The 23,074-nt window shown below is 58.5% G+C and carries 20 protein-coding genes and 1 pseudogene; 11 read left to right on the top strand and 10 right to left on the bottom strand.

Annotated elements, in window-relative coordinates; translation table 11 throughout:
* Positions 1 to 256 precede the first annotated feature (256 nt).
* Positions 257 to 991: pseudogene (locus Q1A75_RS05180) on the top strand (transposase); the annotation flags it as partial.
* Positions 992 to 996: 5 nt separating this feature from the next.
* Entirely contained in the window at positions 997 to 1,197 is a 201-nt protein-coding gene (locus Q1A75_RS05185; RefSeq protein WP_299591890.1) for an MATE family efflux transporter, read from the top strand.
* Between the two features lie 499 nt (positions 1,198 to 1,696).
* On the opposite strand, the gene Q1A75_RS05190 is transcribed toward Q1A75_RS05185, so the two are convergent.
* The 3 genes from Q1A75_RS05190 to Q1A75_RS05200 form a co-directional block, all read right to left on the bottom strand.
* On the bottom strand, positions 1,697 to 3,685 hold the full coding sequence (locus Q1A75_RS05190; RefSeq protein ID WP_299591892.1) for an ABC transporter permease subunit: 1,989 nt from the start codon (positions 3,683 to 3,685) through the stop codon (positions 1,697 to 1,699).
* Complete coding sequence (locus Q1A75_RS05195) at positions 3,685 to 4,701, bottom strand: glycine betaine/L-proline ABC transporter ATP-binding protein (RefSeq protein WP_299591894.1); 1,017 nt, start codon at positions 4,699 to 4,701, stop codon at positions 3,685 to 3,687. Before Q1A75_RS05195 ends, Q1A75_RS05190 begins: the two co-directional genes overlap by 1 nt.
* 98 nt (positions 4,702 to 4,799) lie before the next feature.
* Positions 4,800 to 5,741, bottom strand: coding sequence for an ABC transporter substrate-binding protein (locus Q1A75_RS05200; protein ID WP_299554365.1), 942 nt, complete (start codon positions 5,739 to 5,741; stop codon positions 4,800 to 4,802).
* Between the two features lie 286 nt (positions 5,742 to 6,027).
* Between Q1A75_RS05200 and Q1A75_RS05205 the strand changes: the two genes are divergently transcribed.
* From Q1A75_RS05205 to Q1A75_RS05220, 4 genes are read left to right on the top strand one after another with little or no spacing between them, the layout of a single operon-like run.
* Entirely contained in the window at positions 6,028 to 7,278 is a 1,251-nt protein-coding gene (locus Q1A75_RS05205) for a sarcosine oxidase subunit beta family protein (protein ID WP_299554367.1), read from the top strand.
* A gap of 10 nt (positions 7,279 to 7,288) precedes the next feature.
* A complete protein-coding gene (locus Q1A75_RS05210; RefSeq protein ID WP_299554370.1) occupies positions 7,289 to 7,573 on the top strand; it encodes a sarcosine oxidase subunit delta in 285 nt (94 codons plus the stop codon).
* Positions 7,557 to 10,502: a sarcosine oxidase subunit alpha family protein gene (locus Q1A75_RS05215; RefSeq protein WP_299554373.1), complete on the top strand. Its 2,946-nt coding sequence runs from the start codon at positions 7,557 to 7,559 to the stop codon at positions 10,500 to 10,502. Before Q1A75_RS05210 ends, Q1A75_RS05215 begins: the two co-directional genes overlap by 17 nt.
* Positions 10,495 to 11,061 (top strand): sarcosine oxidase subunit gamma, encoded by a 567-nt coding sequence (locus tag Q1A75_RS05220; protein ID WP_299554376.1) that lies wholly within the window; start codon positions 10,495 to 10,497, stop codon positions 11,059 to 11,061. The genes Q1A75_RS05215 and Q1A75_RS05220 overlap by 8 nt, the downstream gene beginning before the upstream one ends.
* On the opposite strand, the gene Q1A75_RS05225 is transcribed toward Q1A75_RS05220, so the two are convergent.
* The gene (locus Q1A75_RS05225; RefSeq protein ID WP_299554379.1) at positions 11,058 to 12,038 is read right to left on the bottom strand and encodes a GlxA family transcriptional regulator; all 981 of its coding nucleotides are present in this window, start codon (positions 12,036 to 12,038) and stop codon (positions 11,058 to 11,060) included. The genes Q1A75_RS05220 and Q1A75_RS05225 overlap by 4 nt on opposite strands.
* A 144-nt stretch (positions 12,039 to 12,182) precedes the next feature.
* On the opposite strand from Q1A75_RS05225, the gene Q1A75_RS05230 reads away from it, so the two are divergent.
* A complete protein-coding gene (locus Q1A75_RS05230) occupies positions 12,183 to 12,812 on the top strand; it encodes a helix-turn-helix domain-containing protein (RefSeq protein WP_299591896.1) in 630 nt (209 codons plus the stop codon).
* A gap of 2 nt (positions 12,813 to 12,814) precedes the next feature.
* Here Q1A75_RS05230 and Q1A75_RS05235 read toward each other — a convergent pair whose 3' ends face one another.
* The 6 genes from Q1A75_RS05235 to Q1A75_RS05260 all read right to left on the bottom strand — a co-directional run bounded on the left by Q1A75_RS05235 (position 12,815) and on the right by Q1A75_RS05260 (position 18,428).
* Positions 12,815 to 13,882 carry a DUF3445 domain-containing protein gene (locus tag Q1A75_RS05235; RefSeq protein ID WP_299554384.1) on the bottom strand — a complete coding sequence of 356 codons (1,068 nt, stop codon included), beginning with the start codon at positions 13,880 to 13,882 and terminating at the stop codon, positions 12,815 to 12,817.
* Between the two features lies 1 nt (position 13,883).
* Positions 13,884 to 14,870, bottom strand: coding sequence for a PDR/VanB family oxidoreductase (locus Q1A75_RS05240; RefSeq protein ID WP_299554387.1), 987 nt, complete (start codon positions 14,868 to 14,870; stop codon positions 13,884 to 13,886).
* Positions 14,867 to 15,463 (bottom strand): dimethylamine monooxygenase subunit DmmA, encoded by a 597-nt coding sequence (dmmA, locus tag Q1A75_RS05245; protein ID WP_299554390.1) that lies wholly within the window; start codon positions 15,461 to 15,463, stop codon positions 14,867 to 14,869. The genes Q1A75_RS05240 and dmmA overlap by 4 nt, the downstream gene beginning before the upstream one ends.
* A 56-nt stretch (positions 15,464 to 15,519) precedes the next feature.
* Positions 15,520 to 16,671, bottom strand: coding sequence for an aminomethyltransferase family protein (locus tag Q1A75_RS05250; RefSeq protein WP_299554393.1), 1,152 nt, complete (start codon positions 16,669 to 16,671; stop codon positions 15,520 to 15,522).
* 156 nt (positions 16,672 to 16,827) lie between these two features.
* The gene (locus tag Q1A75_RS05255; protein WP_299554396.1) at positions 16,828 to 17,001 is read right to left on the bottom strand and encodes a hypothetical protein; all 174 of its coding nucleotides are present in this window, start codon (positions 16,999 to 17,001) and stop codon (positions 16,828 to 16,830) included.
* A 23-nt stretch (positions 17,002 to 17,024) separates the two neighbouring features.
* The gene (locus Q1A75_RS05260; RefSeq protein ID WP_299554567.1) at positions 17,025 to 18,428 is read right to left on the bottom strand and encodes an ammonium transporter; all 1,404 of its coding nucleotides are present in this window, start codon (positions 18,426 to 18,428) and stop codon (positions 17,025 to 17,027) included.
* 203 nt (positions 18,429 to 18,631) lie between these two features.
* On the opposite strand from Q1A75_RS05260, the gene Q1A75_RS05265 reads away from it, so the two are divergent.
* From Q1A75_RS05265 to glnT, 4 genes are all read left to right on the top strand, one after another.
* Entirely contained in the window at positions 18,632 to 19,561 is a 930-nt protein-coding gene (locus Q1A75_RS05265; protein ID WP_299554570.1) for a glutamine amidotransferase family protein, read from the top strand.
* A complete protein-coding gene (locus Q1A75_RS05270) occupies positions 19,562 to 20,239 on the top strand; it encodes a GXGXG domain-containing protein (RefSeq protein ID WP_299554398.1) in 678 nt (225 codons plus the stop codon).
* Positions 20,240 to 20,249: 10 nt separating this feature from the next.
* Positions 20,250 to 21,593: an FMN-binding glutamate synthase family protein gene (locus Q1A75_RS05275; RefSeq protein WP_299554401.1), complete on the top strand. Its 1,344-nt coding sequence runs from the start codon at positions 20,250 to 20,252 to the stop codon at positions 21,591 to 21,593.
* Positions 21,594 to 21,664: 71 nt separating this feature from the next.
* Positions 21,665 to 22,999, top strand: coding sequence for a type III glutamate--ammonia ligase (gene glnT, locus Q1A75_RS05280; protein ID WP_299554404.1), 1,335 nt, complete (start codon positions 21,665 to 21,667; stop codon positions 22,997 to 22,999).
* The last annotated feature ends 75 nt before the right edge of the window (positions 23,000 to 23,074 follow it).

The raw sequence follows: 23,074 nt of genomic DNA on the forward strand, positions 1-23,074 counted from the left end.
CAGCTGTGAACCGAATGTCCACTCCTAGAGCGCTCATAAATTATTTCGTCGTGCGTGTCCTAATCCTAGGTTCGCGGATGGAACCTCGCCTCGCCTCTCGTCTCCACGGTCGTGCTTTTGTGAGAGCAATCTGAAGCGTGTCGTCTCGCCTATCCATTAGCGTGATCAAAAGGTCTGCTTTCGAGGTAGTGACCGGCTCCCCTGAAGCGTCCGGTTTTTTTTGAGTTAGCCTGTTCTGCAACTGAGGAGACAGACGATGAAGAGAAGCCGTTTCAGCGAAGAGCAGATAATCGGGATATTGAAGGGAAATCAGGCGGGGCTTGGCGCGAAAGAACTGTGTCGGAAGCACGGTGTGAACGATGCGACCTTTTACAAATAGCGTTCGAAGTATGGCGGCATGGAAGTGTCGGATGCCAAGAAGCTAAAGGCGCTTTAGGCTGAAAATGCCAAGCTCAAGAAGCTGCTGGCCGAGCAGATGATGGACGTATCCACACTCAAGGAAATGCTGGAAAAAACTTTTGAGGCCTGGATCGCGACGCAATGCTGCGGTCTGGGCCATGAAAGAGAAGCGATACAATCAAAAGCGCGCCTGCGCATTGGCTGGGATTGATCCGCGTGTTTATCGACGTGTGTCTAAACGCCCTGAGGACAGTGGCCTGCGAGAACGATTGAATGAGTTGTCGTCCGAGCTGTGGCGCTTTGGATATCGCCGCCTGCACATATTGCTGAAGCGCGAAGGCTGGCGCGTGAACTGGAAGAAACTGTATCGGATCTACTGTGAAAAAGGGTTAACTGTTCGTAAACGGGACGGTCGCAAGCGCGCAGTGGGCATCAGAATACCGTTGGTTCGGTCCCTATGGGACCGAACCAACGGTGGTCGCTGGACTTCGTATCTGACAGTCTGTCACGTGGTCGCCGGTTCCGTATCCTGAACGTGATCGATGACTTCAGCCGTAAATATCTGGCCGCCATAGTGGGCACATCCATATCTTGGAGATGTTGAGGCGGGGCTTGCCGATAGGGGTAACAAACCTGGCTGAACTGGGGATGTTGACGGCACCGACACTAGTCATCGGCACCTTGGGTGTCGTTGCCGTGGCCGCACATGGGATTGTAATTCGGATCACTTCGCTGGCCCTTGTTGCACATATCGGTTTAGCACGTCCCAAATCCGGCATTGATGTGAGCACACCTTAGGGCTGTTTTTCAATCTGGATTAGAATTTAATAATGCAACCCACTGATCAGATTCAAAAAAATTTGCTGTATGGAGTCAAAGGCTTGCGACGTTCCACACACATTGTGGAACGTCAGACGAACTTGAACTTTGCGTTAAAAGCTGGCCTTATCGGCCCCGGCCAAACCGTATATTTCCACTATCGAGCGTCAGATCTCCTTGATCTGACGACACGCAGCAGAAAATGTCTGTAATAAGCCTATCTTGTCGAAGAAGTCTCTATCGCCATGAGCCAATGCCCCGCCGGATCTTCGACATGTTTGACACGTGGGTCCCCAATTGACGTCATCATCCATCATGCCGCCTCTTCACCCCGACCACACGGGGCAACCATAGGCAAGATCGGGTCGGCGGGACGGATACGTGGGCGTCGGCTTCATTTTCGGTTCAATGGGCCAACTGGGCAAAACCATCGAACTTGAGCAATACTTCTCTCCGGCCGTTCAGACACGCGCTGAATTCATTCCGGTAGTCCCAGCGCTTTCTTCTGATCCGCCGCCCACTTCATAATGGTCAGGTCAAACGTCAGAGCCATCAACGAAACACAAATGCCCAGGACAAAATTCTTACCCAGATCGGTACCCGCAAGCGTGCGCTGCAACTCCTGCCCCAAATCCTGAGTGCCGATGAAAGCTGCAATGATCACCATGAAGAACGCGAACATGATCGCTTGGTTGAACCCGACTGCCATGGTGGGCAACGCCAGTGGCAACTGAACCTTCCACAGCTTCTGCATCCGGGTGGCGCCCGCCATGTCAGCCGCTTCTGTCATCTCCGGGGGTACGGTCCGCAGCCCTTCGATCGTGTAACGGGTCAGCGGCACCATCGCAAAGATCAGGATAGACATGACAACAGATGTTGCCGTGATGCCAAACAACATGATCGCCGGGATGAGATAGATAAAACTTGGGAAAGTTTGAGCGGTATCACAAGCCAGCAACACGCGCTGCGACCACCTCTCCGATCGTGCGGCGGCAATACCAAGTGGCACGCCGATCAACAAAGCAAGCGTCACCGCGGAAATCACCGAATACAGTGTGATCACCGACCGGTCCCACCAACCGGATAGTGCCACGAGGCTAAAAAATATTGCACCGTAGATGGCAGGCCGCTTGCCGCCCAAGGCAAGCGCAAAGGCAACGACGAAGAGGATGAACGCTGGTGTCGGGATCGACAAAAGGAAATCGCGGAACGGGTTCAGGATCCAGACATTCAGCACATAGCGAATGGCGCCCGTGGTGTTCTGCACCGGGTCGAGAGCAAGGAATTGCTTGATCAGCGTATCGATCTCCTTGCCTTGGCTGAAGTTCTGCTTGCGTCCAATCTCGGCAAAAACGTCGACGAATTGGGAGGTGATACAAAAAAACACGAATACGGCGAGGCCGGTCAGCAACGTGATATGCTTACGCCACCACGGCGTGTCGCGTTCGAAATGCTCGGGTTGCTTGACCACCCACGCCTTCGACATCCGGTCGAGCGTGACCGCCAGGAGCACGATGGTCACTCCGATCTCGAATGACCGTCCCAATTTAAAACTGCCCATCATTGCAAGCAGTTTGGCCCCAAGCCCAGGCATGCCGATAAAGGCCGTCAGAACAACCATGGCCAAACACAGCATGATGACCTGGTTGACGCCTACAAGGATCTCGGTCCGGGCCGAGGGCAGATAGACATGGCGCAAGAGCTGCCACTTGGTGCAGCCGCTCATGTTACCCGCTTCAACGACCTCTGACGGGACTTTTTGCAAGCCAAGCGTTGTCATCAGGATCATGGGAGGAATGGCATAGATTGTTGTAGCCACCGCGCCCGCTGTTGGCCCAACCTTGAAAAAAATCACGGCGGGCAGAAGGTAGGTGAAAAAAGGCAGCGTTTGTAGAACCGACAAGATCGGTTTGATGGCGCGGTTAACGACTGCATACTTCCACGCAAGAATACCAAGGCCCAAGCCGATGAAGAACGCCAAAGGTGCGGCAACCATGAGGACCGACATGGTTTCCATGGCGATCTTCCACTGACCGATCAGCGCCGTCCAGATAAACGTCCCCGCCCCCAGCGCCGCCATGCGCCAGCCCCCCAGGTAGTAACCGATAACAGCTGCCACAGCTGCAACGGCGGTCCAGGGGATCGGACCAAGGAACGGCCAACGCCGTTTCCCGAACATCAGATTGGCGGTCACGTCCAGCAACCATTCCAGCCCTTCCGTCAGCGTCCGAGTAAAGACAAGCAGCCCAAGATCGTCCTTGATGAAGTTGAAGACTGCATCCAGCCAAAGTGCAAAGGGCGGGACCATCGCCTCTGGGATACGGAACAGCACGTCCTGCAAAAGACCCAGGTGGTGCAATATGGTCAGCGCAATAGCGAGACCGACCAGAACCAGCGCAAGCTTGCCTCGGGTCCAATGCCCGATCGCGGGTGCAGTATCCTTCAGCGTGTTTGCCACGTCGGCCATCAACTGGCCTCCAACAGGATATCCAGTGCAGCTGCCCTATCCATGCCGCCGATCACCCTACCCCCAGTCGCAACCGGAATAACGGCGCGGGTATCATGTACCAAAAGGCGGGCAAGGTCTTGTACGGACGCCTTGGCATCCACCGGCTCCCCCTCCCCTGACGCATTTGCCTGCGCGAGAACACCAGCATGAACCACGCGGGCCTTGTCGATTTCTTCGGTGAATTTGCGGACGTATTCGGTGGCTGGGTTCAGCACGATCTGGTCAGGCGTGTCGCACTGTTCGACTGCACCGTCCTTCATGATCGCAATCCGGTCGGCCAGACGCAGCGCTTCGTCAAAGTCGTGGGTGATGAATACAATGGTCTTGCCCAGCAAGCCCTGCAGACGCAGGAACTCGTCCTGCATCTCGCGCCGGATCAGCGGGTCAAGTGCCGAAAACGGCTCGTCCAGAAACCAGATATCCGGCTCGATGGCGAGGCTACGGGCGATGCCGACGCGCTGCTGCTGCCCTCCTGACAGCTCTCGGGGAAAGTATTCTTCGCGGCCCTCAAGCCCAACCAGCTTGACGACCTCAAGCGCCCGCTCGCGCCGCGTGTGTTTGTCCTGCCCGCGCATCTCAAGCGGAAACGCCACGTTTTCCAGTACCGTGCGGTGCGGCAGCAGCCCGAAGGATTGAAACACCATGCCCATCTTGTTGCGGCGCAGCTCGATCAGCTCTTTCTCCGACAGGGACATGATGTCCTGTCCTTCGACAACGATCGACCCACCCGTGATGTCGTGCAGGCGTGAAAAGCAGCGTACGAGTGTCGACTTGCCAGAGCCGGACAACCCCATGATCACCAGCATTTCGCCCCGCGAGACGTCAATCGACACATCTTTGACCCCGGCAATGTAACCGTCAGCCCGAATGTCATCAAAGCTGTGGTCAGCCGGCATGGACCTCAGATACTTCTCGGGGTCAGGCCCAAAAATCTTCCAGACGTTTTTGCAGGAAATCACCGTATCGGCGGTCATGGTATGCTCTCTCCTCACCGAGTGGGCCTCAGTGGCTAAAACGCCCGCCCGGAGTGTTTCCCCGGACGGGCGATATTGCTCAACAGATTTCTGCGACCTTAAGAGGTCCAGCCCTGCCAGACGTCCGGATTTGCTTCGAGCCACTCTGCGGCGGCTTCTTCCGGTTCCATCTCCTCAACATCGACCAACCGTGCCATTTCCGCGATCTGCGGGTTGGTGAAAGAGATCTTGGTCAGCACGTCATAGGCACCTGGCCATTTGTCTTTCATGCCATCCCATGCCGCCTTTTTCAGGTAACCGTCAGCAGGGTTGCCGCAGTCGTAAAGCGCATCCTTGTTGGGGCCCACGGCGGGGTCCTTATCGCAGCCATCGACCCACTCGGGGAACTCGACGAACTCACCTGGCCAAACGGCTTCGGCAAAGTTGGGCGTCCAGTTGAACACCACGACAGGGCGCTTGTCGGCCTCGGCTGCACCGATCTCTGCCCAGAGGGCAGCGGCGGAGCCCGCATTTACAACGACAAAGTCCATGCCAAGCGCTTCGACACGCTCTTGACCGTGCTTAAGCCAGTCAACGGGACCGTCAAGGTAACGACCCTTGTCGCCTGTTTCCGCTGTTGCGAACACGGCTGCGCACTCGTTCAACGCTTCCCAGCTCGGCAAACCGGGGCACGCCTCTTTTGTCCACATCGGATACCACCAGTCTTCCCGGGTCACCGCGTCGTGGTCGCCCGCATCATGCAGACCTCCCTTTTCCAACGCCGCGCGGAAGGATGCACCGAACGCGCCTTCCCACACTTCCAGCTCCAGCGTCACGTCACCCAAGCGGACCGATTCATACACGGCCTGACTGTCCGTGGTCACGAACTCGACATTGTTGCCCATCGATTCAAAAATCTGACCGACAACGTGGCTCATCACGATTTGCGAGGACCAGTTGTGGATCGGGATCACAATTGGATCGCTGCTGTCTTCGGCCAAAAGCGTCATTGGCGCGAACGCCAACACACCCGCCGTCAACGCAGTTGTAAACTTGTTCATTGATAGTCTCCCTAGTGGTACGCGACTGTTTCGTCGCTTGATCATCACGAATGGTTCTCTCGCCATGGTCCGATATTCGAATCCCGACAATGCGCCATTTCTTGGTGACGAACACTCTTGCATTATTTTCCTATCAAGCAAGTTTTTTTCTTCCTGAGATGTGTTTGTGATCGCATCAGAGGCAGCAAAATTGCCCTGGATGTCCGATTTCAAAGGTTCCATGTCGGGTCTCAGGATCAATTCAATCTAAAAAACGGCGTACCTGTGGGTGAGGAGGTCCGATTCCATGCGTTATTCCGGGTTCAAGGTGATCAAAGAGGCGCTGACCGGCCACAAGGGCTGGACACCGGCATGGCGCGATCCTGAACCGCAGGCGCACTATGACATCGTCATTATCGGCGGCGGCGGGCACGGACTTGCCACTGCGCATTACCTTGCCTCGGTTTATGGCGAACGCCGTGTGGCTGTCATCGAAAAGGGTTGGATCGGCGGTGGTAATGTCGGGCGCAACACCACGATCATCCGTTCAAACTACCTGCTGGACGGAAATGAACCCTTCTACGAATTCTCTCTCAAGCTGTGGGAAGGACTGGAACAGGACCTGAACTACAACGCCATGGTGTCCCAGCGCGGCATCATGAACCTGATCCATTCCGACGCGCAACGCGATGCCTTCATCCGACGCGGGAACGCGATGATCCTGAACGGCGCTGATGCCGAGCTGTTGTCAGAGGCGCAGATCCGGCAGGAATACCCGTTCCTTAATTTTGATGACGCACGTTTCCCCATCAAGGGTGGTCTGGCCCAACGACGGGGTGGCACCGTGCGCCACGATGCGGTTGCATGGGGGTATGCCCGCGCTGCTGACGGCCGCGGCGTTGATATCATCCAGAACTGCGAAGTGACGGGCTTTCGCATCGAAAACGGCAAATGCTTCGGCGTGGAAACCTCCAAGGGCTTCATTGGTGCGGGCTGCGTGGGCTGCGCGGTGGCAGGCAATTCCAGCCGTCTCATGGCCAAGGCAGGTATGCGCTTGCCCATCGAATCTCACGTCTTGCAGGCCTTTGTGTCCGAAGGGCTGAAACCTGTCCTGCCAGGTGTCATCACCTTCGGGGCAGGCCACTTCTATGTCTCACAATCCGACAAAGGCGGGCTGGTCTTTGGCGGGGATATCGACGGTTACAACTCATATGCCCAACGGGGCAACCTGCCTGTGGTCGAGGACGTATGCGAGGGCGGCATGGCCATCATGCCCATGATTGGACGCGCGCGGCTGTTGCGCATGTGGGGCGGGATCATGGATATGAGTATGGACGGCTCTCCCATCATCGACCGCACTCATATCGATGGGCTCTATTTCAACGGCGGCTGGTGCTACGGCGGGTTCAAGGCCACGCCTGCCTCAGGCTATGCGTTTGCCCACCTTTTGGCCAATGACGAGCCGCACGAGACAGCGACCGCCTATCGGTTCGATCGGTTCCGCACCGGCCACATGATCGACGAAAAAGGGATGGGCAATCAGCCCAACCTGCACTGAGGGGCCGCATATGATCATCAACCATCCCTTGCTTGGCCCACGTGACAGTGCCGAATTTGTCAATCTTGGTGCGGCGGAGCTGATGAACCGCCCCGACCCAGAAACCGCCACCCCCGAGGATTGGCATGACTATGCCTATCTGCGTGATAACCCTGCTGGCGCTCACCGCGAGTTATGGTTTCATGAGGGTGGCGACCGGTCGATCCTGATCGTGACACGCGACACGACCACGCATGAAATCACGGCAGTGGAACTTGCCCGTAACAGGGGGCAAAGGCATGACCCAGGCAAATAGGCTCTCGGGTGGTCAGATCGACCACAACACCGCGCTCGAATTCACCTTTGACGGCAAACGATACGCAGGCCATCCAGGTGATACGCTCGCGTCGGCTCTTCTTGCCAACAACGTCCGCCTCATGGGGCGATCATTCAAGTACCACCGTCCCCGCGGCCCACTGACCGCAGGGTCAGAGGAACCCAACGCCATTGTCGAGTTACGCAGCGGCGCACGACAGGAACCCAATACCCGGGCCACGACCGCGGAACTGTTCGACGGCCTGTCCGCAACTTCACAAAACCGCTGGCCCAGTCTGGCCTTCGACGCCATGGCGATCAACGACCGCTTCTCGAATTTCCTGACGGCAGGGTTCTACTACAAGACCTTCATGTGGCCTGCCGCGTTTTGGGAAAAGATTTACGAACCGATCATACGCAAAGCGGCCGGCCTTGGGTCCCTGTCGATGCAGGCTGACCCGGATGAGTACGACAAAGGCTTCCGCCATTGCGATCTATTGATCATCGGCGCGGGCCCCGCCGGCCTGAGTGCCGCGCTCACCGCAGGCCGAGCAGGCAAACACGTGATCCTCGCAGACGAGGATTTTCGCATGGGCGGTCGACTGAATGCCGAGACGTTTGCGGTGGCCGACATGGCCGGGGCTGACTGGGCCACGCAGACCGTCGCCGAACTCAGCGCCCTGTCAAACGTGCGCCTGATGCCACGCACAACGGTGATCGGTGCCTTCGATCACGGCATCTGCGGCGCAGTTGAGCGGATCAGTGATCATCTTGTCACTCCACCCAAGGGCAAACCTCGCCAAATCCTATGGCGCATCTATGCCGCGCAAACGCTGCTTTGCGCGGGCGCCACTGAACGCTCTATCGCCTTCGAAAACAACGACCGGCCCGGCATCATGCTCGCTGCATCAATGCGCGCCTACGCCAACCGCTGGGCCGCAACACCTGCGCCGCGCGTTGCGATCTTCACCAACAACGATGACGGCCATCGCACCGCATGCGATCTGCATGCCAAAGGGGTCAAGATTGCTGGCGTAATTGACATCCGCCCCGATGCGCCGCGCAGCCGCGACTACGAGGTTTTGCAAGGCGCACATGTGACGGACACCAAGGGGCGTTTGGGCCTGACCTTTGTCGATGTGCGGCTGGCCGACGGGACGGCACGCACCATTGAATGCGGTGCCCTGGGCGTATCGGGGGGATGGAACCCCAACGTCCATCTGACCTGCCATCAACGCGGACGGCCTGCCTGGAATGACGCCCTCGCCGCATTTGCCCCGGGCGGCACCCTGCCCCCCGGGATGAGCGTCGCGGGTGCTGCAAACGGAGCGTTCTCGACCCATGGCGCCCTCAAATCCGGTGCGGATGCAGCACGCAAGGCATTGGGCCTGAAGGGCCGCGCACCCGCCCTGCCCCGAGCCGAAGATGCGCCGGTTGCGCAAACGCCGTTCTGGTATGTCGAGGGTTGCGCACGTGCCTGGCTTGATCAACAGAACGACGTCACCGTGAAAGATGTGAAGCTCAGCTATCAGGAAGGCTTCCGCTCTGTCGAACATCTCAAACGCTACACCACTCTTGGCATGGCCACGGACCAAGGCAAGACGTCCAACATGGGTGGGCTCGCCATCATGGCTGAACTGGCAGGCAAATCGATCCCCGAGGTCGGCACCACCATCTTCCGCCCGCCCTACACACCTACCTCCATAGGGGTGCTCGCGGGTCGGATGCGCGGCAAGGAATTCCACCCGACCCGCCTGACCCCATCACACTATTGGGCGGAAGAACGTGGCGCGGTTTTTGTCGAGGTTGGCAACTGGCTGCGCGCGCAATGGTTCCCCCTGCCCGGCGAAACCCACTGGCGGCAATCGGTTGACCGCGAGGTGACGGCCACCCGCGCCTCGGTCGGGGTGTGCGACTGCACCACGCTGGGCAAGATCGACGTGCAGGGCACCGACGCGGCTACCTTCCTGAACAAGGTCTACTGCAACGGCTTTGCCAAGCTGGCGGTGGGCAAGACACGCTATGGATTGATGTTGCGCGAGGACGGGATCGCCATGGATGACGGCACGGCGGCCCGTTTGGCCGAGGATCAGTTCGTGGTCACCACGACCACTGCCAACGCGGCACGCGCCTACCAACACATGGAATTCGTGCGCCAATGCCTGATGCCAGATGCGGACGTGCAACTGATCTCGACAACCGAAGCCTGGGCGCAATACGCGGTCGCAGGCCCCAATTCTCGCCACCTGCTGCAAAAGATAGTGGACTCCGATTACGACATTTCGAACGAAGGCTTCCCGTTCATGGCCTGCGGCAACATCACGATCTGTAGCGGCTTGCGCGCGCGGCTTTTCCGGATTTCGTTTTCGGGCGAACTGGCGTTTGAGATCGCAGTCCCAGCACGCTACGGCGACGCGCTCATGCGCAGGTTGATGGCTGAGGGCGAGGAGTTCGACGTCACGCCCTACGGCACCGAAGCGCTTGGCGTGATGCGCATCGAAAAGGGCCACGCGGCAGGCAATGAGCTCAACGGCACCACAACTGCGCTGAACCTTGGCATGGGGCGCATGGTCTCCAAAGCCAAGGACAGCATTGGGTCAAAACTGTCCGAACGGCCCGGCCTGAACGAGGCGGACACCCTGATGCAAGTGGGCCTGCGTCCGGTGAACACAAGCGACAAGATCACCGCCGGGGGACATCTGATGCGGGCCGCCGGGCCGGTGGATGCCGCGCATGATCAGGGCTATGTGACCTCGGCCGCCTTCTCGCCCACGCTGGGCTGCATGATCGGGTTGGGGTTCCTCAAGGATGGCGGCAACCGGCACGGCGAAACACTACGTCTTGTTTCACCCGTCACCGATCTCTCGGTCGCAGTTGAAGTTGTGTCGGCCCATTTCGTCGACCCGGAAGGAGCGCGCGTTCGTGCATGACCTAAAGCCCATCACAGCCCTTGGCGGCACAACACCGCGCGTCGACACGGTAGGTGAAACCACTCTGGCCGAAGTCCCGGACCTGGCGCTCGCCTCGGTCGCGGCCCGCGCAGGTCGGGAACAGGCCTGCGCCAAACACTTGAAAGCGTTGATCGGGGCACAGGCACCAAGTCCCGGAAAAACCTGGCAAACGGATCACTATTCAGCCGTCTGGATGGGCCCGGATCAATGGATGATCAGCGCCGATTTCGCCACGCACGAGGATATCGCTGCAACCTTGAAATCGCAGCTTGAAGGCATTGCATCTGTTACGGAACAAACCGATGCATGGGCGTGCTTTGACCTTTCTGGCCCGCGCGTATTCGCCGTGCTGGAACTGCTGTACAACATCAACCTGCTGCAATTCAAAACAGGCGACGCGACGCGCACGTCGATCCACCACCTTGGATGTTTCGTAATCTGCATGAAGCCAGATCATATGGTCCGTATTCTTGGCCCCCGCGCGTCTGCAGGATCTTTGCATCATGCCATAACAACGGCCATGACATCAGCGCTTTAAGCGGGTGGCAGCGGGACATGGCCCTGCACGCGAAATGAATTGATCCGTTGCCGATCCTCTTGCGGGGATACGCCGAACGCATCCCGATAATGGATCATCAACGGCGTCGCAGAGGTATAACCGACGGCGTGCGCGATACTCAGAACGGTGTCCTTGGAATACAGCACCAACTGGCGCGCCGCTTTCATCCGCATCTCGCGGTAGTAATGGGTCGGGCTCTGGCCCGTTGCCTTCTTAAAGGCACGTTCGATCTGGCGCGGGGATACGTTGAGATGCCCCGCGACATCGGCAATCGAAATGGGCTGTTCAATCCGTTCAGCAAACAGCGTTGCAGCGCGCGCGACCAGAATGGGAAGGTCGGGCACGGCACTTGGACGCCTGGGCACGCGCTGCTGAACACGGTCACCACGGACCGTCGGATGTTGAAACCAACAGGCAACTTCATGCGCAATGTCGCCGCCCAACCGATCTTCGATCAAGTGCAGCGCCAGATCAAAGGCAGCGGCTGCGCCCGACACCGTATATCGTCTCCGGTCCATGGTGATGACGTCATCCGTCATATCGATATCGGGGAATTCGCCGCGAAACGCTGCCTCGTAACACCAATGAACCGAACATTTGTGTCCGGCAACCAAGCCGGATCTAGCAAGCACAAAGACACCACCGCTGATCGCACCCAGGATACCACCATGCCGGTCCAGACGCCGCAAGGCTCCATTGCCCGCATTGGCGTTTGCAAACAGGCTGTTGGGCGCACCCAGAACAAAGAGCAAGTCAATAGGATCCAGGTCCGCCAAAGCCATATCCGGCTCAAGGCCGATGCGCGCGCTTGATACGGTTTTGTCGCCCCCCTCGGACATCAGGCACCACTCGAACACCTGCCGCCCCGCGATCTCGTTTGCGGCGCGCAATGGTTCGATCACGGACGTTAAGCACGCCATGGGAAAGCCCGGAAAGATTAGAAAGCCGATCTGCATTATTTCACTCTCAGTCAACTTTTACGTTCTCATGGGAAAATTTCATCCTATGTTGGACCAACATATATCGAGAACCGAATTGTTTCCGGCCAAAGGCCTGCATAGAAAGCGGATGTTGTGAACGTAGAAAAGATAGACGCCGACGTGGTCAATAAACTTACCCAAAATCCGCACAGCACACGCGATGGTGAACGCGAGAAAGTTCTGGAGGTGGCGATTGGTCGCGAGGTCCGAGCGTTCCGCCGCCAACAAGAGGTCACGGTCGCCGAGCTTGCGCAAAGCACCGGTCTGTCCATCGGGATGTTGTCCAAGATCGAAAATGGCAACACATCCCCGTCGTTGACAACTTTGCAATTGCTGGCAAATGCGCTGTCCGTTCCTTTGACCAGCTTTTTCCGACGGTTCGAGGAAAGTCGGCAGGCCGTACACACGAAATCCGGTGAAGGCGTGTCGATCGATCGCGAGGGCACACGCGCCAACCATCAGTATAACCTTCTGGGCCATATCGGATCGAACGCATCCGGCGTGATTGTCGAGCCGTACCTGATCACGCTCACCGCTGAGTCGGACGTTTTTCCTGCATTCCAACATGGCGGGATCGAAACGATCTACATGCTCGAAGGAGAAGTGGATTACCGGCACGGCGATGATGTCTATCCACTCAAACCCGGTGACACGTTATTTTTTGATGCCGACGCCCCGCACGGTCCGGAAAAGCTTGTGACCCTGCCCGCGCGTTACCTATCAGTCATCAGCTACCCGCAAAACACTTGACGTCACTTGGCTAGCGGTGGTTCAGCCTCGAAATCCGGCCAGACGCCGGCCGATGTAGGTTGCCCGTCATCAAACTGCGACAGGTAGTCGAGCATCATAGGCCTGTTGTCTATAAATCCTTTATACGTCGCCAGTTCCTCGGGCAGATCGCGCACAACACGGTGCAAGCGGCGACCCCATTTGGGCATCGTCATGAGGTCCTGAAAGCTGCACAGGTAGCACCGGATCGGGAACACCAGCCCGTTGGACCGCGGAAGACGGAAAAAGGTCTGCAACTCGACCCGTAGATGCTGCTTTGCGCCAAGGTTCTCGGGCGTGAGTGTGGTCTTCTGAATGCCCCACTTGTGGTAGTTTTCGGGGCTGGTATCGAGCAGCGGATTGACTGTCATTGTCCAATTGAGCCGCCGTGCGGGCGCACCTTGCTGGATGTTTAGCAGGAACTTGAGTGCGCGCACGAAGATACCCTTTTCGTGGGCCAACGGCACAGGCGCGTGCCACTCAAAAAAGTTCATGCCGATGTCGAAATCAAGGCTCCAATCGGCCTGCGTCGTCACCATACCGGCATCCATCCACAAGTTGCCCTCGCGCTGATCCAGCACACAGAAATCGCCTTGGGTCTGGCGCGTGATGTATTCCATCGGGCCATAGGGCAGCGTCGTGTCGTCAAGAAACGTGAACCTGTCGTCGATGCCCAAGGGCTTGTTCACCCAGCGCCACTGATCGCCATCGCGGTACAGTTCGAACAGATCCGGGTAGTCCTCGGATTTCGACACCATGATCAGCTCCAGCAGGTCCCACCCGGCAAGCGTCATGTGTGGTAGCGACTGGCAGCGCAACGGATCGTCCGCCAAGACCATCGCCCGGTCACGCATCTCGGCCACGTAGTGCTCGTCCACATCAAACCGCTTTTCATAGACGGACCCGGCGGGTCCACCCCGGTGCTGCTCCATGTTGACGGCGTACATGTAGCTGTCTTCATGGAACGGGAACGGAAAGCGTTTGATCGCCCAATCGGAGTTGTGGAACGAATAATCGTCGCGGAACGTCTCGTCGTTGAATTGAATGGTCATCTTATCTGTCCAATTCCAGAAGGGGGCCGACAAAGCGGCTCACACAGGGCATGATTTTCTGTCCGCTGGCGTGTTGGTCGTCGTCCAGCCATTGGTCGCGGTGCACGAATGCCCCGTCATGGGCCACCACGTCCGTTTCGCACTGCCCGCAGGACCCGCCCCGGCACAGGAACGGCGCTTCGACGCCCGCGCGTTCGATGGCTTCCAGCAGGCTTTCATGCTCGCCCACGGTGATCGTCTTGTCGGACTGGCACAGGCGTACCTCGAAGGGCACACCGGGTTCGGGCGCCAGGAACTCTTCGGAATGCACATTGGCATCCGGCCATCCGGCGGCCGACGCGGTGGCATGCACCCAATTGATCATCCCCTTGGGTCCGCACACATAGGCATGCGTGCCCAGCGGTTGGCCATCCAGCAAATCCTCAAGCGCAATCGCCTGGCTTTGATCGTCGTAATAGACGTGCACCTTATTGGGATGCTTGTAGGTCAGTTGATCCACATAGGTGCCCAACGCCTCGGTCCGGCAGGCATAGTGCAGCTCCCACGCGCCACCCTGCCGCTCCAATTGAGCGATCATCGACATGAACGGGGTGATCCCGATGCCGCCCGCGAAAAACACATGCTTGCGTGCGCGCAGGTCGAGCGAGAACAGGTTCACCGGGAAGGTGATTGTCATCTCGTCGCCGACGGACACGCTGCGGTGCATGAAAAGCGACCCACCGCGCCCTTCGTCATCACGACGCACGGAAATCGCATAGGTATTCAGATCGGCAGGGTCCGACATCAGCGAATAGGGGTTCAAGCGGGTGCGATCCCCGTCCTGCATGGTCACAACCGTATGCGCGCCGCCGGAAAAGGGCGGGAACAATGCGCCGTCGCGCCGCTTGAATTCGAACCGCGTGACAAGGTCATTGATCGGGGTCACCGCCGATACGACAACGTCGATCTTTTCGGCGCCGGGCTTGGCTTTCTGCGGGGCGGCACTCATTCGTAAATCCCCTTCGGCGCGGGCACATTGCCCGGATCCTCGGCGTCGATGCACACACCCTGATAGGCGGCCAACCGACGGGAATAGTGGTCACGGACAAACAGGTTCAGCCCGCAATGGCTGCATTGAAACGGGTCGGTTTCCACATCTTCGGTGATGCCTTTGCAGTGCACGCACTGCATCCGACGGGCGACGGACCCGCGATGTTCGGTCTGAATGGCGGTGTGCGGGATGCCTGCCTGCATCGCCTCGTTCTGGGCCTGGCCCATCAACCCTTCGGTGCCGGTCAGATAGACCTGCAACCCCATATGCGCGTCCTGCAAGACACGGCGGATGCGCTGCACCGACGCGGCATAGGTGGGCCCCTCATAAAACTGCGCGGGGTTCAGTGCGCGCAACTGGTCGGTAAATCCGGCACCGCGCGGGATATAGATGATGTGGGTCTTGGCCATCAGATCGGGTGTTGCGATGCCAAGGATCGCCTCGGCCCCTTCGGCATCCGCAATCATCAGATGCCCTTTGCCCGGTCGTGCCTCAAGCGTGCCATAGACCGGCCTGCTTTTGATCGACGGGGGAAATTCGAATTTCGACATACCTGTCCTCGTCACGTGAAAAGGGCGCGGGGTCTTTCCTCGCGCCCTTTGAAAAATCAGCCCTTGGCGGTGCGGATCGACTTGTCCTTGTCATAGAACGGCATTTCTTCGGCCGTCGCGGCGAGTTCCGTGCCGTCCGGTTGAACCACGGTCAGTTTGGTGCCGGAGGTTGCTACGGACGGGTCAAGTCGCGCTATGGCGACGGAATAACCGTTCAGCTCGGACGACAGGCCGTAGGTGATGACACCCACATCCTTGCCGTCGTGATGGACCCGTGCAAACATTTCCATTTGATCCATGGCGCCACCTTCCAACTGCACGCCGTAGATTTTAAACCGCTCTTTGCCCTTCATAGCATAGTGGTTCTCGGATCCAATGAAGCCCTCCTTGCCGGGGGAGACGGTGAAATCCAAGCCCAGTTCCCACAGGCTGTCGCCCGCAGGTGTGCCGTCTGAAAACGGGAAGGTTTCGGAGTTGTCGCCAGGATAGAACAGCAGATACGATTCAATCCGCAGCATATCGAGGGTCGAGAACTGAGTTGGGCGCACGTCGTCGCCACCCGCTGCCAACACGTTGTCCCAGATATGCACCGCATCCTTGGCGCGACAGAAGATTTCATAGCCGCGCTCGCCAGTATAGCCAGTGCGTGAGATCATCACGTCGCGGCCATAGAGGCGGGTCTGCATGATCCCGAAATAGGCCAGATCGCGGATGCCGGGAATGTCCTTGGCCAGAATGTCGACCGCCTTCGGACCCTGCAACGACATGTCGTGTAGGTCATCATCCATGATCACGGAACAGTTCTTGGCGGCAGCAACGGTCGTCAGCTGCTCCATTCCAATACCTGTGCCATGCACAACAAGCCACGAGTTGACCGCTATGTGGTAGATCACGCAGTCGTCCACGAACAGCCCGCGATCATCCAGCATGCAGGCGTAAACGGCCCGACCCGGCGCGATCTTTTCGACATTACGGGTCGTGACCCGGTCGATGACATATGCCGCGTCCTCGCCCACCACATGCACCTTCTTCAGGCCCGACACGTCCATCAGGCCAGCCTTGGTGCGGATCGCCTCGTAATCGGCTTTGGCGCGCTCAGGCGTGTTGTCGTAGAACCACGCAGTGCCCATGCCATTCCAGTCTTCCAACTCGCCGCCGATTTCCGCGTGTCGTCCGGCAAGTGCCGAGGTTCTCCATAGAATGGCCATGGTGGTGTTCCCTGTTCTTTATGAGTCTTGTTGGGGCGTATTGAGCATCAGCCTATTTTGAAAAGCAAGAATGCTATGCAACTTTTTTTCCTGCCGGGCAAATGCCGAACAAGTAAGGGGCGACCCATGGCCGCCCCTTACGCACGTCTGGCATGCTTACTTCTCGAATTGCTTGGTCTTTGCGCTTTCGGTCCTTTGTCCAAATAGCAGCACCGCCACGCAGATCCCTGCTGCGATCAGCGTGTAGAGCCCAGGCATGCCTGAACCCCAGCCCATGAACATCGCACCGTCGACAACCGACCAGCTTGCTTCGTCATATGGAAAACCCATGATTTCGTCCTTTTTCTGTTCGATTACTCGCCGGGCGCCAGGTTGACGCCAGGTGCAGGGATGCCTTCGGGGTAGCCCTCGGCCGGGACCTTGACCATGTCCATACCTGCGATTTCCGCGCCTTCAGGGATGCGCAGCATGCCCAACATCTTCAAGACATATGACACGGCATATCCCGGAACAAAGCCCAGCAGGAAGAACACGACCGCACCGACGATCTGACCGATCAGGCTGATGGTCGGTACTTCGCCTGCCGCCCCTTGCAGCGACGGATAGCCAGAGGCGAACACGCCCAGCAGGACCACACCATAAAGGCCGATGGTCCCGTGCACAGTGACCGCACCCACCGCATCGTCGATGCCGCGGTTTTCCAGCCATGTGGCGCAAGGCTTCAGGATCACGCCGGCCGAGAAGGCGACGATGAATGTCAGCGCCGGATAGTAGATATCCAGACCGGACGCGGTCGAAATGATGCCCGCAAGCGCACCCGACATCATCCAGAACGGATCACGCGTCAGCACCCATGCGCCGATGATACCGCCCGCAACCGCCATCAGGATGTTGAAGGCCAGCGCCGACAACGTGATGGGTGTGCCGTAGATGGTGGATGGCTTGTCTGCAAACCAGCTCCACGCCTCTCCGGGCACGATCACGCAGGCCATAAGGAAGCCCCAGAATCCCACGATGATCAGCATCAGGCCCGTCACCGTCAGGGGCATGTTGTGCCCTGCGATGTGGTTGGCCGTGCCATCTGCGTTGAACTTGCCGATACGCGGCCCAAGGTTGATCAGAACGCCCAGGGCAAAGAACCCTGCCACCGCGTGCACAAGGCCCGCCGCACCAAAGTCATACACGCCCCACTGCGTGACCAGCCAGCCATCTGCGTGCCAGCCCCATGCAGCGGCCACGACCCACGCGAACGACCCAAGGACGACAGCGAGGATGACAAAGCCGACGGTCTGGATACGCTCGATCACAGCGCCCGACATGATGGAGGCTGTGGTGGCGGCAAACAGCGCAAAGGCGCCAAAGAACACGCCGGATGCCTGATCCGCGATGTTCGGCCCCATGTACTGGGCACTCTCACCCCAGCCCCATGCGATCGCGTTGGCGTATTCCACACCCGAGATGCCTGCGGGGCCTGCCGCACCGGGCAGTCCAGTTGGGAAGCCCCAATACACCCACCATCCGAAGAAATAGAAAGTCGGGATCATGAACGCGAAAGCCAGGATGTTCTTCACCCCCGAACTCAGCACGTTCTTCAGGCGCGACGCCCCCATCTCATAAGCCAGGAACCCCGCGTGAATGATGATCATCAGCGGGATGGTCAGATAATAGAATGTCTCGGCAAACATGGTGTTGGTTACACCACCCTTGCTCTGCAGCGCGGCAATCTGGGCCATCAATTCTGCGATTTGCTCTTCCACGATGAACCCCCGTGTTGGACTGTTGGCTTTGTGCGCCGTCGTATGCAGTGCGCGACGCTGGCCAAAGTGAACCACGACATGTTTCATCTGGCGACTCTTTTTTTAACTGGTGTGAAAAATAGTTTCCCATTGGTTGAGCATGTGATGTAACGATGCTAGCGTTCGAGTCGAACGACAGATCACTTTTTGGGAGGGCCATCGCCATGTGCGGGATTGTCGGACTTTTTCTGAAAGACGCCGCGTTGGAACCACAGCTAGGCGACATGCTGACCGACATGCTGATCACCATGACAGACCGTGGACCTGACAGCGCTGGGATTGCAATTTACGGTGACGAAACAACGGGTAACGCAAAACTGACCGTTCAATCCAACGCGCCTGTTGTCGACCTTGACAAGCTCGACAACGACTTGCGCAAACGGGTCAAGGGCAAGGTGTCGATGGATATCAAGGACACGCACGCCGTCCTCTCATTGCAGGCTGATCAGGTGCCCGCAGCCCGCGAAATTCTCAGTGAAATTCGGCCCAATCTGCGGGTGATGAGCCACGGCTCGACCCTCGAAATCTACAAAGAGGTCGGACTGCCCAAAGATGTGGCAAACCGCTTCGACATTCGGCAAATGTCCGGAACGCACGGTATCGGGCACACGCGCATGGCAACTGAGTCGGCAGTCACAACCATGGGCGCGCACCCGTTCAACACGGGGATTGACCAGTGCCTTGTGCACAACGGATCGCTGTCCAACCTCAACTCGCTGCGCCGCAAACTGCGTCGACTTGGCGTGCATATCGAAACCGAAAACGACACCGAAGTGGGCGCCGCCTACCTCACGTGGAAAATGCAGACCGGATCGACCCTGGGTGAGGCGCTGACCTCCAGCCTCGATGACCTCGACGGGTTCTTTACCTTTGTTGTGGGCACCAAGGACGGCTTCGGCGTTGTCCGCGACCCCATCGCCTGCAAGCCCGCTGTCATGGCCGAAACCGATCAATACGTGGCTTTCGGCTCCGAATACCGCGCGCTTGTGAACTTGCCCGGCATCGACACTGCCAAGGTGTGGGAGCCAGAGCCCGCAACCGTCTATTTCTGGTCGCACAATGCGGCCCCAACCGCGCAAGAGAAAGCGGCGTAAATGCAAACATTTGACTTGGAAGCACAGGGGCTACGTGCGCTCAATTCCACCCTGCACGCGCAGGCAGACAATAGCAACCAGACACATTGGGAAATCGTGAACCCAAAGGGCAGCCATGCAATTGCCGTAGGTCTCGACGCACCGATCGAAGTGAACATTAAAGGCTCTACTGGCTACTACTGCGCCGGCATGAACAAGCAGGCGACCGTGCATGTGCATGGTTCCGTCGGGCCGGGCACAGCCGAAAACATGATGTCCGGCATGGTCGTGGTCGAAGGGGATGCTTCGCAATATGCGGGCGCCACGGGCCATGGCGGCACGCTGGTGATCAAGGGCAACGCGTCATCGCGCTGCGGTATTTCGATGAAAGGGATCGACATCATCGTGCACGGCAATATCGGGCACATGTCGGCCTTCATGGCGCAATCGGGCAATATGGTGGTCTGCGGGGATGCGGGCGAGGCACTGGGCGATTCACTCTATGAAGCGCGCCTATTTGTGCGCGGTTCGGTGAAATCGCTCGGTGCCGACTGCATCGAGAAAGAGATGCGGCCTGAACACATCACCATCCTCGAAGAGTTGCTGGAACGTGGCGGTTGCGACGCCAAGGCATCCGAATTCAAACGCTACGGATCGGCGCGCAAACTCTACAATTTCAACATCGACAACGCATATTGAGGGCCAGACCATGAAAGACGAGCAAAACGGCGCACCGCGCACGCTGCCGATCCAGTCGGCCACGTTCTCAAACCCCGTTAATGCTGAGATCCGGCGCGCGTCAGCAACGGGCATCTATGACATTCGCGGCGGCGGAGCGAAACGCAAGCTGCCTCATTTCGATGATCTTCTGTTTCTGGGTGCCTCAATCTCACGATATCCGCTCGAAGGATATCGCGAGCGCTGTGATACCAACGTCACCCTCGGCACACGCTTTGCCAAGAATCCGATCCAACTCGACATCCCCGTGACAATTGCAGGCATGTCGTTCGGCGCGCTGTCGGGCAGCGCGAAAGAGGCATTGGGCCGTGGCGCCACCATGGCAGGCACGTCGACGACAACCGGCGACGGTGGCATGACCGAAGAGGAACGCGGCCATTCCAACAAGCTGGTCTATCAATACCTGCCCTCACGCTATGGCATGAACCCGGACGATCTGCGCCGCTGCGACGCGATCGAGATTGTCGTCGGTCAGGGTGCCAAGCCCGGCGGCGGCGGCATGTTGTTGGGGCAAAAGATCAGCGACCGCGTCGCTGAAATGCGCAACCTGCCAAAAGGGATCGACCAACGCTCGGCCTGTCGTCACCCCGACTGGACCGGCCCCGATGATTTGGAAATCAAAATCCTCGAACTGCGCGAGATCACCAATTGGGAAAAGCCGATCTATATCAAGGTCGGCGGCGCGCGCCCCTACTTCGACACTACCTTGGCGGTCAAAGCAGGCGCTGATGTTGTCGTGCTGGACGGGATGCAGGGCGGCACGGCCGCGACGCAGGACGTGTTCATCGAACATGTGGGCCAGCCCATCCTGGCTTGTATCCGCGAGGCCGTGCGCGCGCTTCAAGATCTCGACATGCACCGCGAAGTGCAACTTGTAGTCTCGGGCGGCATCCGTACGGGTGCGGATGTTGCCAAGGCGATGGCCCTTGGTGCCGACGCCGTCGCCATCGGCACCGCCGCGCTGATCGCGCTGGGGGACAACGACCCAAAATGGGAGGCCGAGTACAACGCGCTTGGCACCACTGCCGGGGCCTATGATGACTGGCATGAGGGGCAAGATCCCGCAGGCATTACCACTCAGGACCCCGAGTTGATGAAACGCTTTGACCCTATCGAGGGCGGGCGACGGCTCAACAACTACCTGAAGGTCATGACGCTCGAAGCGCAGACCATCGCACGGGCCTGCGGCAAGAACCACCTGCACAATCTGGAGCCTGAGGACCTGTGCGCCCTGACGCTTGAGGCGGCGGCGATGGCCAAGATTCCGCTCGCTGGGACCGACTGGTACCCCGGCAAGCCCGGCACCTCTTACTAATCACTCAACGAAGGGCGCGGCCATCACAGCACGCGCCCTCACCACATAAAAAGACCAACAGGAACAGATAGATGACCACTGATCTTGCCAAGTTCGCCGCCGAGAATGGCGTCAAGTATTTCATGATTTCCTTTACTGACCTCTTCGGCGGTCAACGGGCCAAGTTGGTGCCCGCGCAAGCCATTGCCGACATGCAGGAAGACGGCGCAGGCTTTGCGGGTTTCGCCACCTGGCTCGACATGACACCGGCGCATCCCGACATGCTGGCCGTGCCGGACCCGTCTTCGGTCATTCAATTGCCGTGGAAACCCGAAGTGGCATGGGTTGCAGGCAACTGCGTGATGGAGGACGAGGACGTCGCCCAGGCCCCCCGCAACGTGCTGCGCCGCCTGATTGACGAGGCCGCCGCCGAAGGGTTGCACGTCAAGACCGGCATCGAAGCCGAGTACTTCCTGATGACGCCAGATGGCAATCAGATCAGCGACGAATACGATACGGCGGCCAAGCCTTGCTACGACCAGCAGGCGGTCATGCGCCGCTATGATGTGGTGCGCGAGATTTGCGATTACATGCTCGATCTGGGCTGGGGACCGTATCAAAACGACCACGAAGATGCGAACGGTCAGTTCGAAATGAACTGGGAGTTCGACGACGCGCTGCGCACCGCGGACAAGCATTCCTTCTTCAAGTTCATGACCAAATCCGTGGCGGAAAAACACGGTTTCCGCGCCACTTTCATGCCCAAGCCGGTAGAGGGTCTGACGGGCAACGGTTGCCACGCCCACATCTCGGTCTGGGATGCGCCGGGTGCCGATGCGAAGACCAACGTGTTCGCGATGGAGCCCAATGACAGCTCGCAAACAGCAGAACTGGGCCTGTCGGAAAAGGGACGCCATTTCCTAGGCGGGATCATGAAGCATGCAAGCGCCCTCGCCGCGATCACGAACCCGACCGTCAACAGCTACAAACGCATCAACGCCCCGCGCACGATGTCAGGTGCGACATGGGCGCCCAACACCGTCACATGGACGGGCAACAACCGTACCCACATGGTGCGTGTACCGGGGCCGGGCCGGTTCGAATTGCGGCTGCCGGACGGGGCGACGAACCCCTATCTGTTGCAGGCCGTCATCATTGCGGCAGGTCTGGATGGCATCCGCACGCAAGCCGATCCGGGCAAGCGCCACGACATCGACATGTATGCCGAAGGCCACAAGGTGCGCGGCGCGCCCAAGCTGCCGCTGAACATGCTGGATGCCCTTCGTGAATACGACAAGGACAAGGGTCTAAAAGCCGCGATGGGAGAGGAATTCTCGGCCTCTTACATCAAGATGAAGACGCAGGAGTGGAACGACTTTACCGCCCACTTCTCGCAATGGGAGAAGGACAACACGCTTGATATCTGAGGTTTGTCCCCGCGGGGACAGCCTGTTCGGTGGCGTCACGGGATCTCAACTGTTTTGATATCTGTAAGCGGGATC

The sequence above is a fragment of the uncultured Tateyamaria sp. genome, from assembly GCF_947504105.1.
Taxonomy (GTDB): Bacteria; Pseudomonadota; Alphaproteobacteria; order Rhodobacterales; family Rhodobacteraceae; genus Tateyamaria.

What these genes read in the sequence shown, in the direction of transcription:
- Q1A75_RS05185 (WP_299591890.1), top strand. Translation starts at nt 997, where the DNA reads ATGTTGAGGCGGGGCTTGCCGATAGGGGTAACAAACCTGGCTGAACTG.
- Q1A75_RS05190 (WP_299591892.1), bottom strand. Translation starts at nt 3,685, where the DNA reads ATGGCCGACGTGGCAAACACGCTGAAGGATACTGCACCCGCGATCGGG.
- Q1A75_RS05195 (WP_299591894.1), bottom strand. Translation starts at nt 4,701, where the DNA reads ATGACCGCCGATACGGTGATTTCCTGCAAAAACGTCTGGAAGATTTTT.
- Q1A75_RS05200 (WP_299554365.1), bottom strand. Translation starts at nt 5,741, where the DNA reads ATGAACAAGTTTACAACTGCGTTGACGGCGGGTGTGTTGGCGTTCGCG.
- Q1A75_RS05205 (WP_299554367.1), top strand. Translation starts at nt 6,028, where the DNA reads ATGCGTTATTCCGGGTTCAAGGTGATCAAAGAGGCGCTGACCGGCCAC.
- Q1A75_RS05210 (WP_299554370.1), top strand. Translation starts at nt 7,289, where the DNA reads ATGATCATCAACCATCCCTTGCTTGGCCCACGTGACAGTGCCGAATTT.
- Q1A75_RS05215 (WP_299554373.1), top strand. Translation starts at nt 7,557, where the DNA reads ATGACCCAGGCAAATAGGCTCTCGGGTGGTCAGATCGACCACAACACC.
- Q1A75_RS05225 (WP_299554379.1), bottom strand. Translation starts at nt 12,038, where the DNA reads ATGCAGATCGGCTTTCTAATCTTTCCGGGCTTTCCCATGGCGTGCTTA.
- Q1A75_RS05235 (WP_299554384.1), bottom strand. Translation starts at nt 13,882, where the DNA reads ATGACCATTCAATTCAACGACGAGACGTTCCGCGACGATTATTCGTTC.
- Q1A75_RS05240 (WP_299554387.1), bottom strand. Translation starts at nt 14,870, where the DNA reads ATGAGTGCCGCCCCGCAGAAAGCCAAGCCCGGCGCCGAAAAGATCGAC.
- dmmA (WP_299554390.1), bottom strand. Translation starts at nt 15,463, where the DNA reads ATGTCGAAATTCGAATTTCCCCCGTCGATCAAAAGCAGGCCGGTCTAT.
- Q1A75_RS05250 (WP_299554393.1), bottom strand. Translation starts at nt 16,671, where the DNA reads ATGGCCATTCTATGGAGAACCTCGGCACTTGCCGGACGACACGCGGAA.
- Q1A75_RS05255 (WP_299554396.1), bottom strand. Translation starts at nt 17,001, where the DNA reads ATGGGTTTTCCATATGACGAAGCAAGCTGGTCGGTTGTCGACGGTGCG.
- Q1A75_RS05265 (WP_299554570.1), top strand. Translation starts at nt 18,632, where the DNA reads ATGTGCGGGATTGTCGGACTTTTTCTGAAAGACGCCGCGTTGGAACCA.
- Q1A75_RS05270 (WP_299554398.1), top strand. Translation starts at nt 19,562, where the DNA reads ATGCAAACATTTGACTTGGAAGCACAGGGGCTACGTGCGCTCAATTCC.
- Q1A75_RS05275 (WP_299554401.1), top strand. Translation starts at nt 20,250, where the DNA reads ATGAAAGACGAGCAAAACGGCGCACCGCGCACGCTGCCGATCCAGTCG.
- glnT (WP_299554404.1), top strand. Translation starts at nt 21,665, where the DNA reads ATGACCACTGATCTTGCCAAGTTCGCCGCCGAGAATGGCGTCAAGTAT.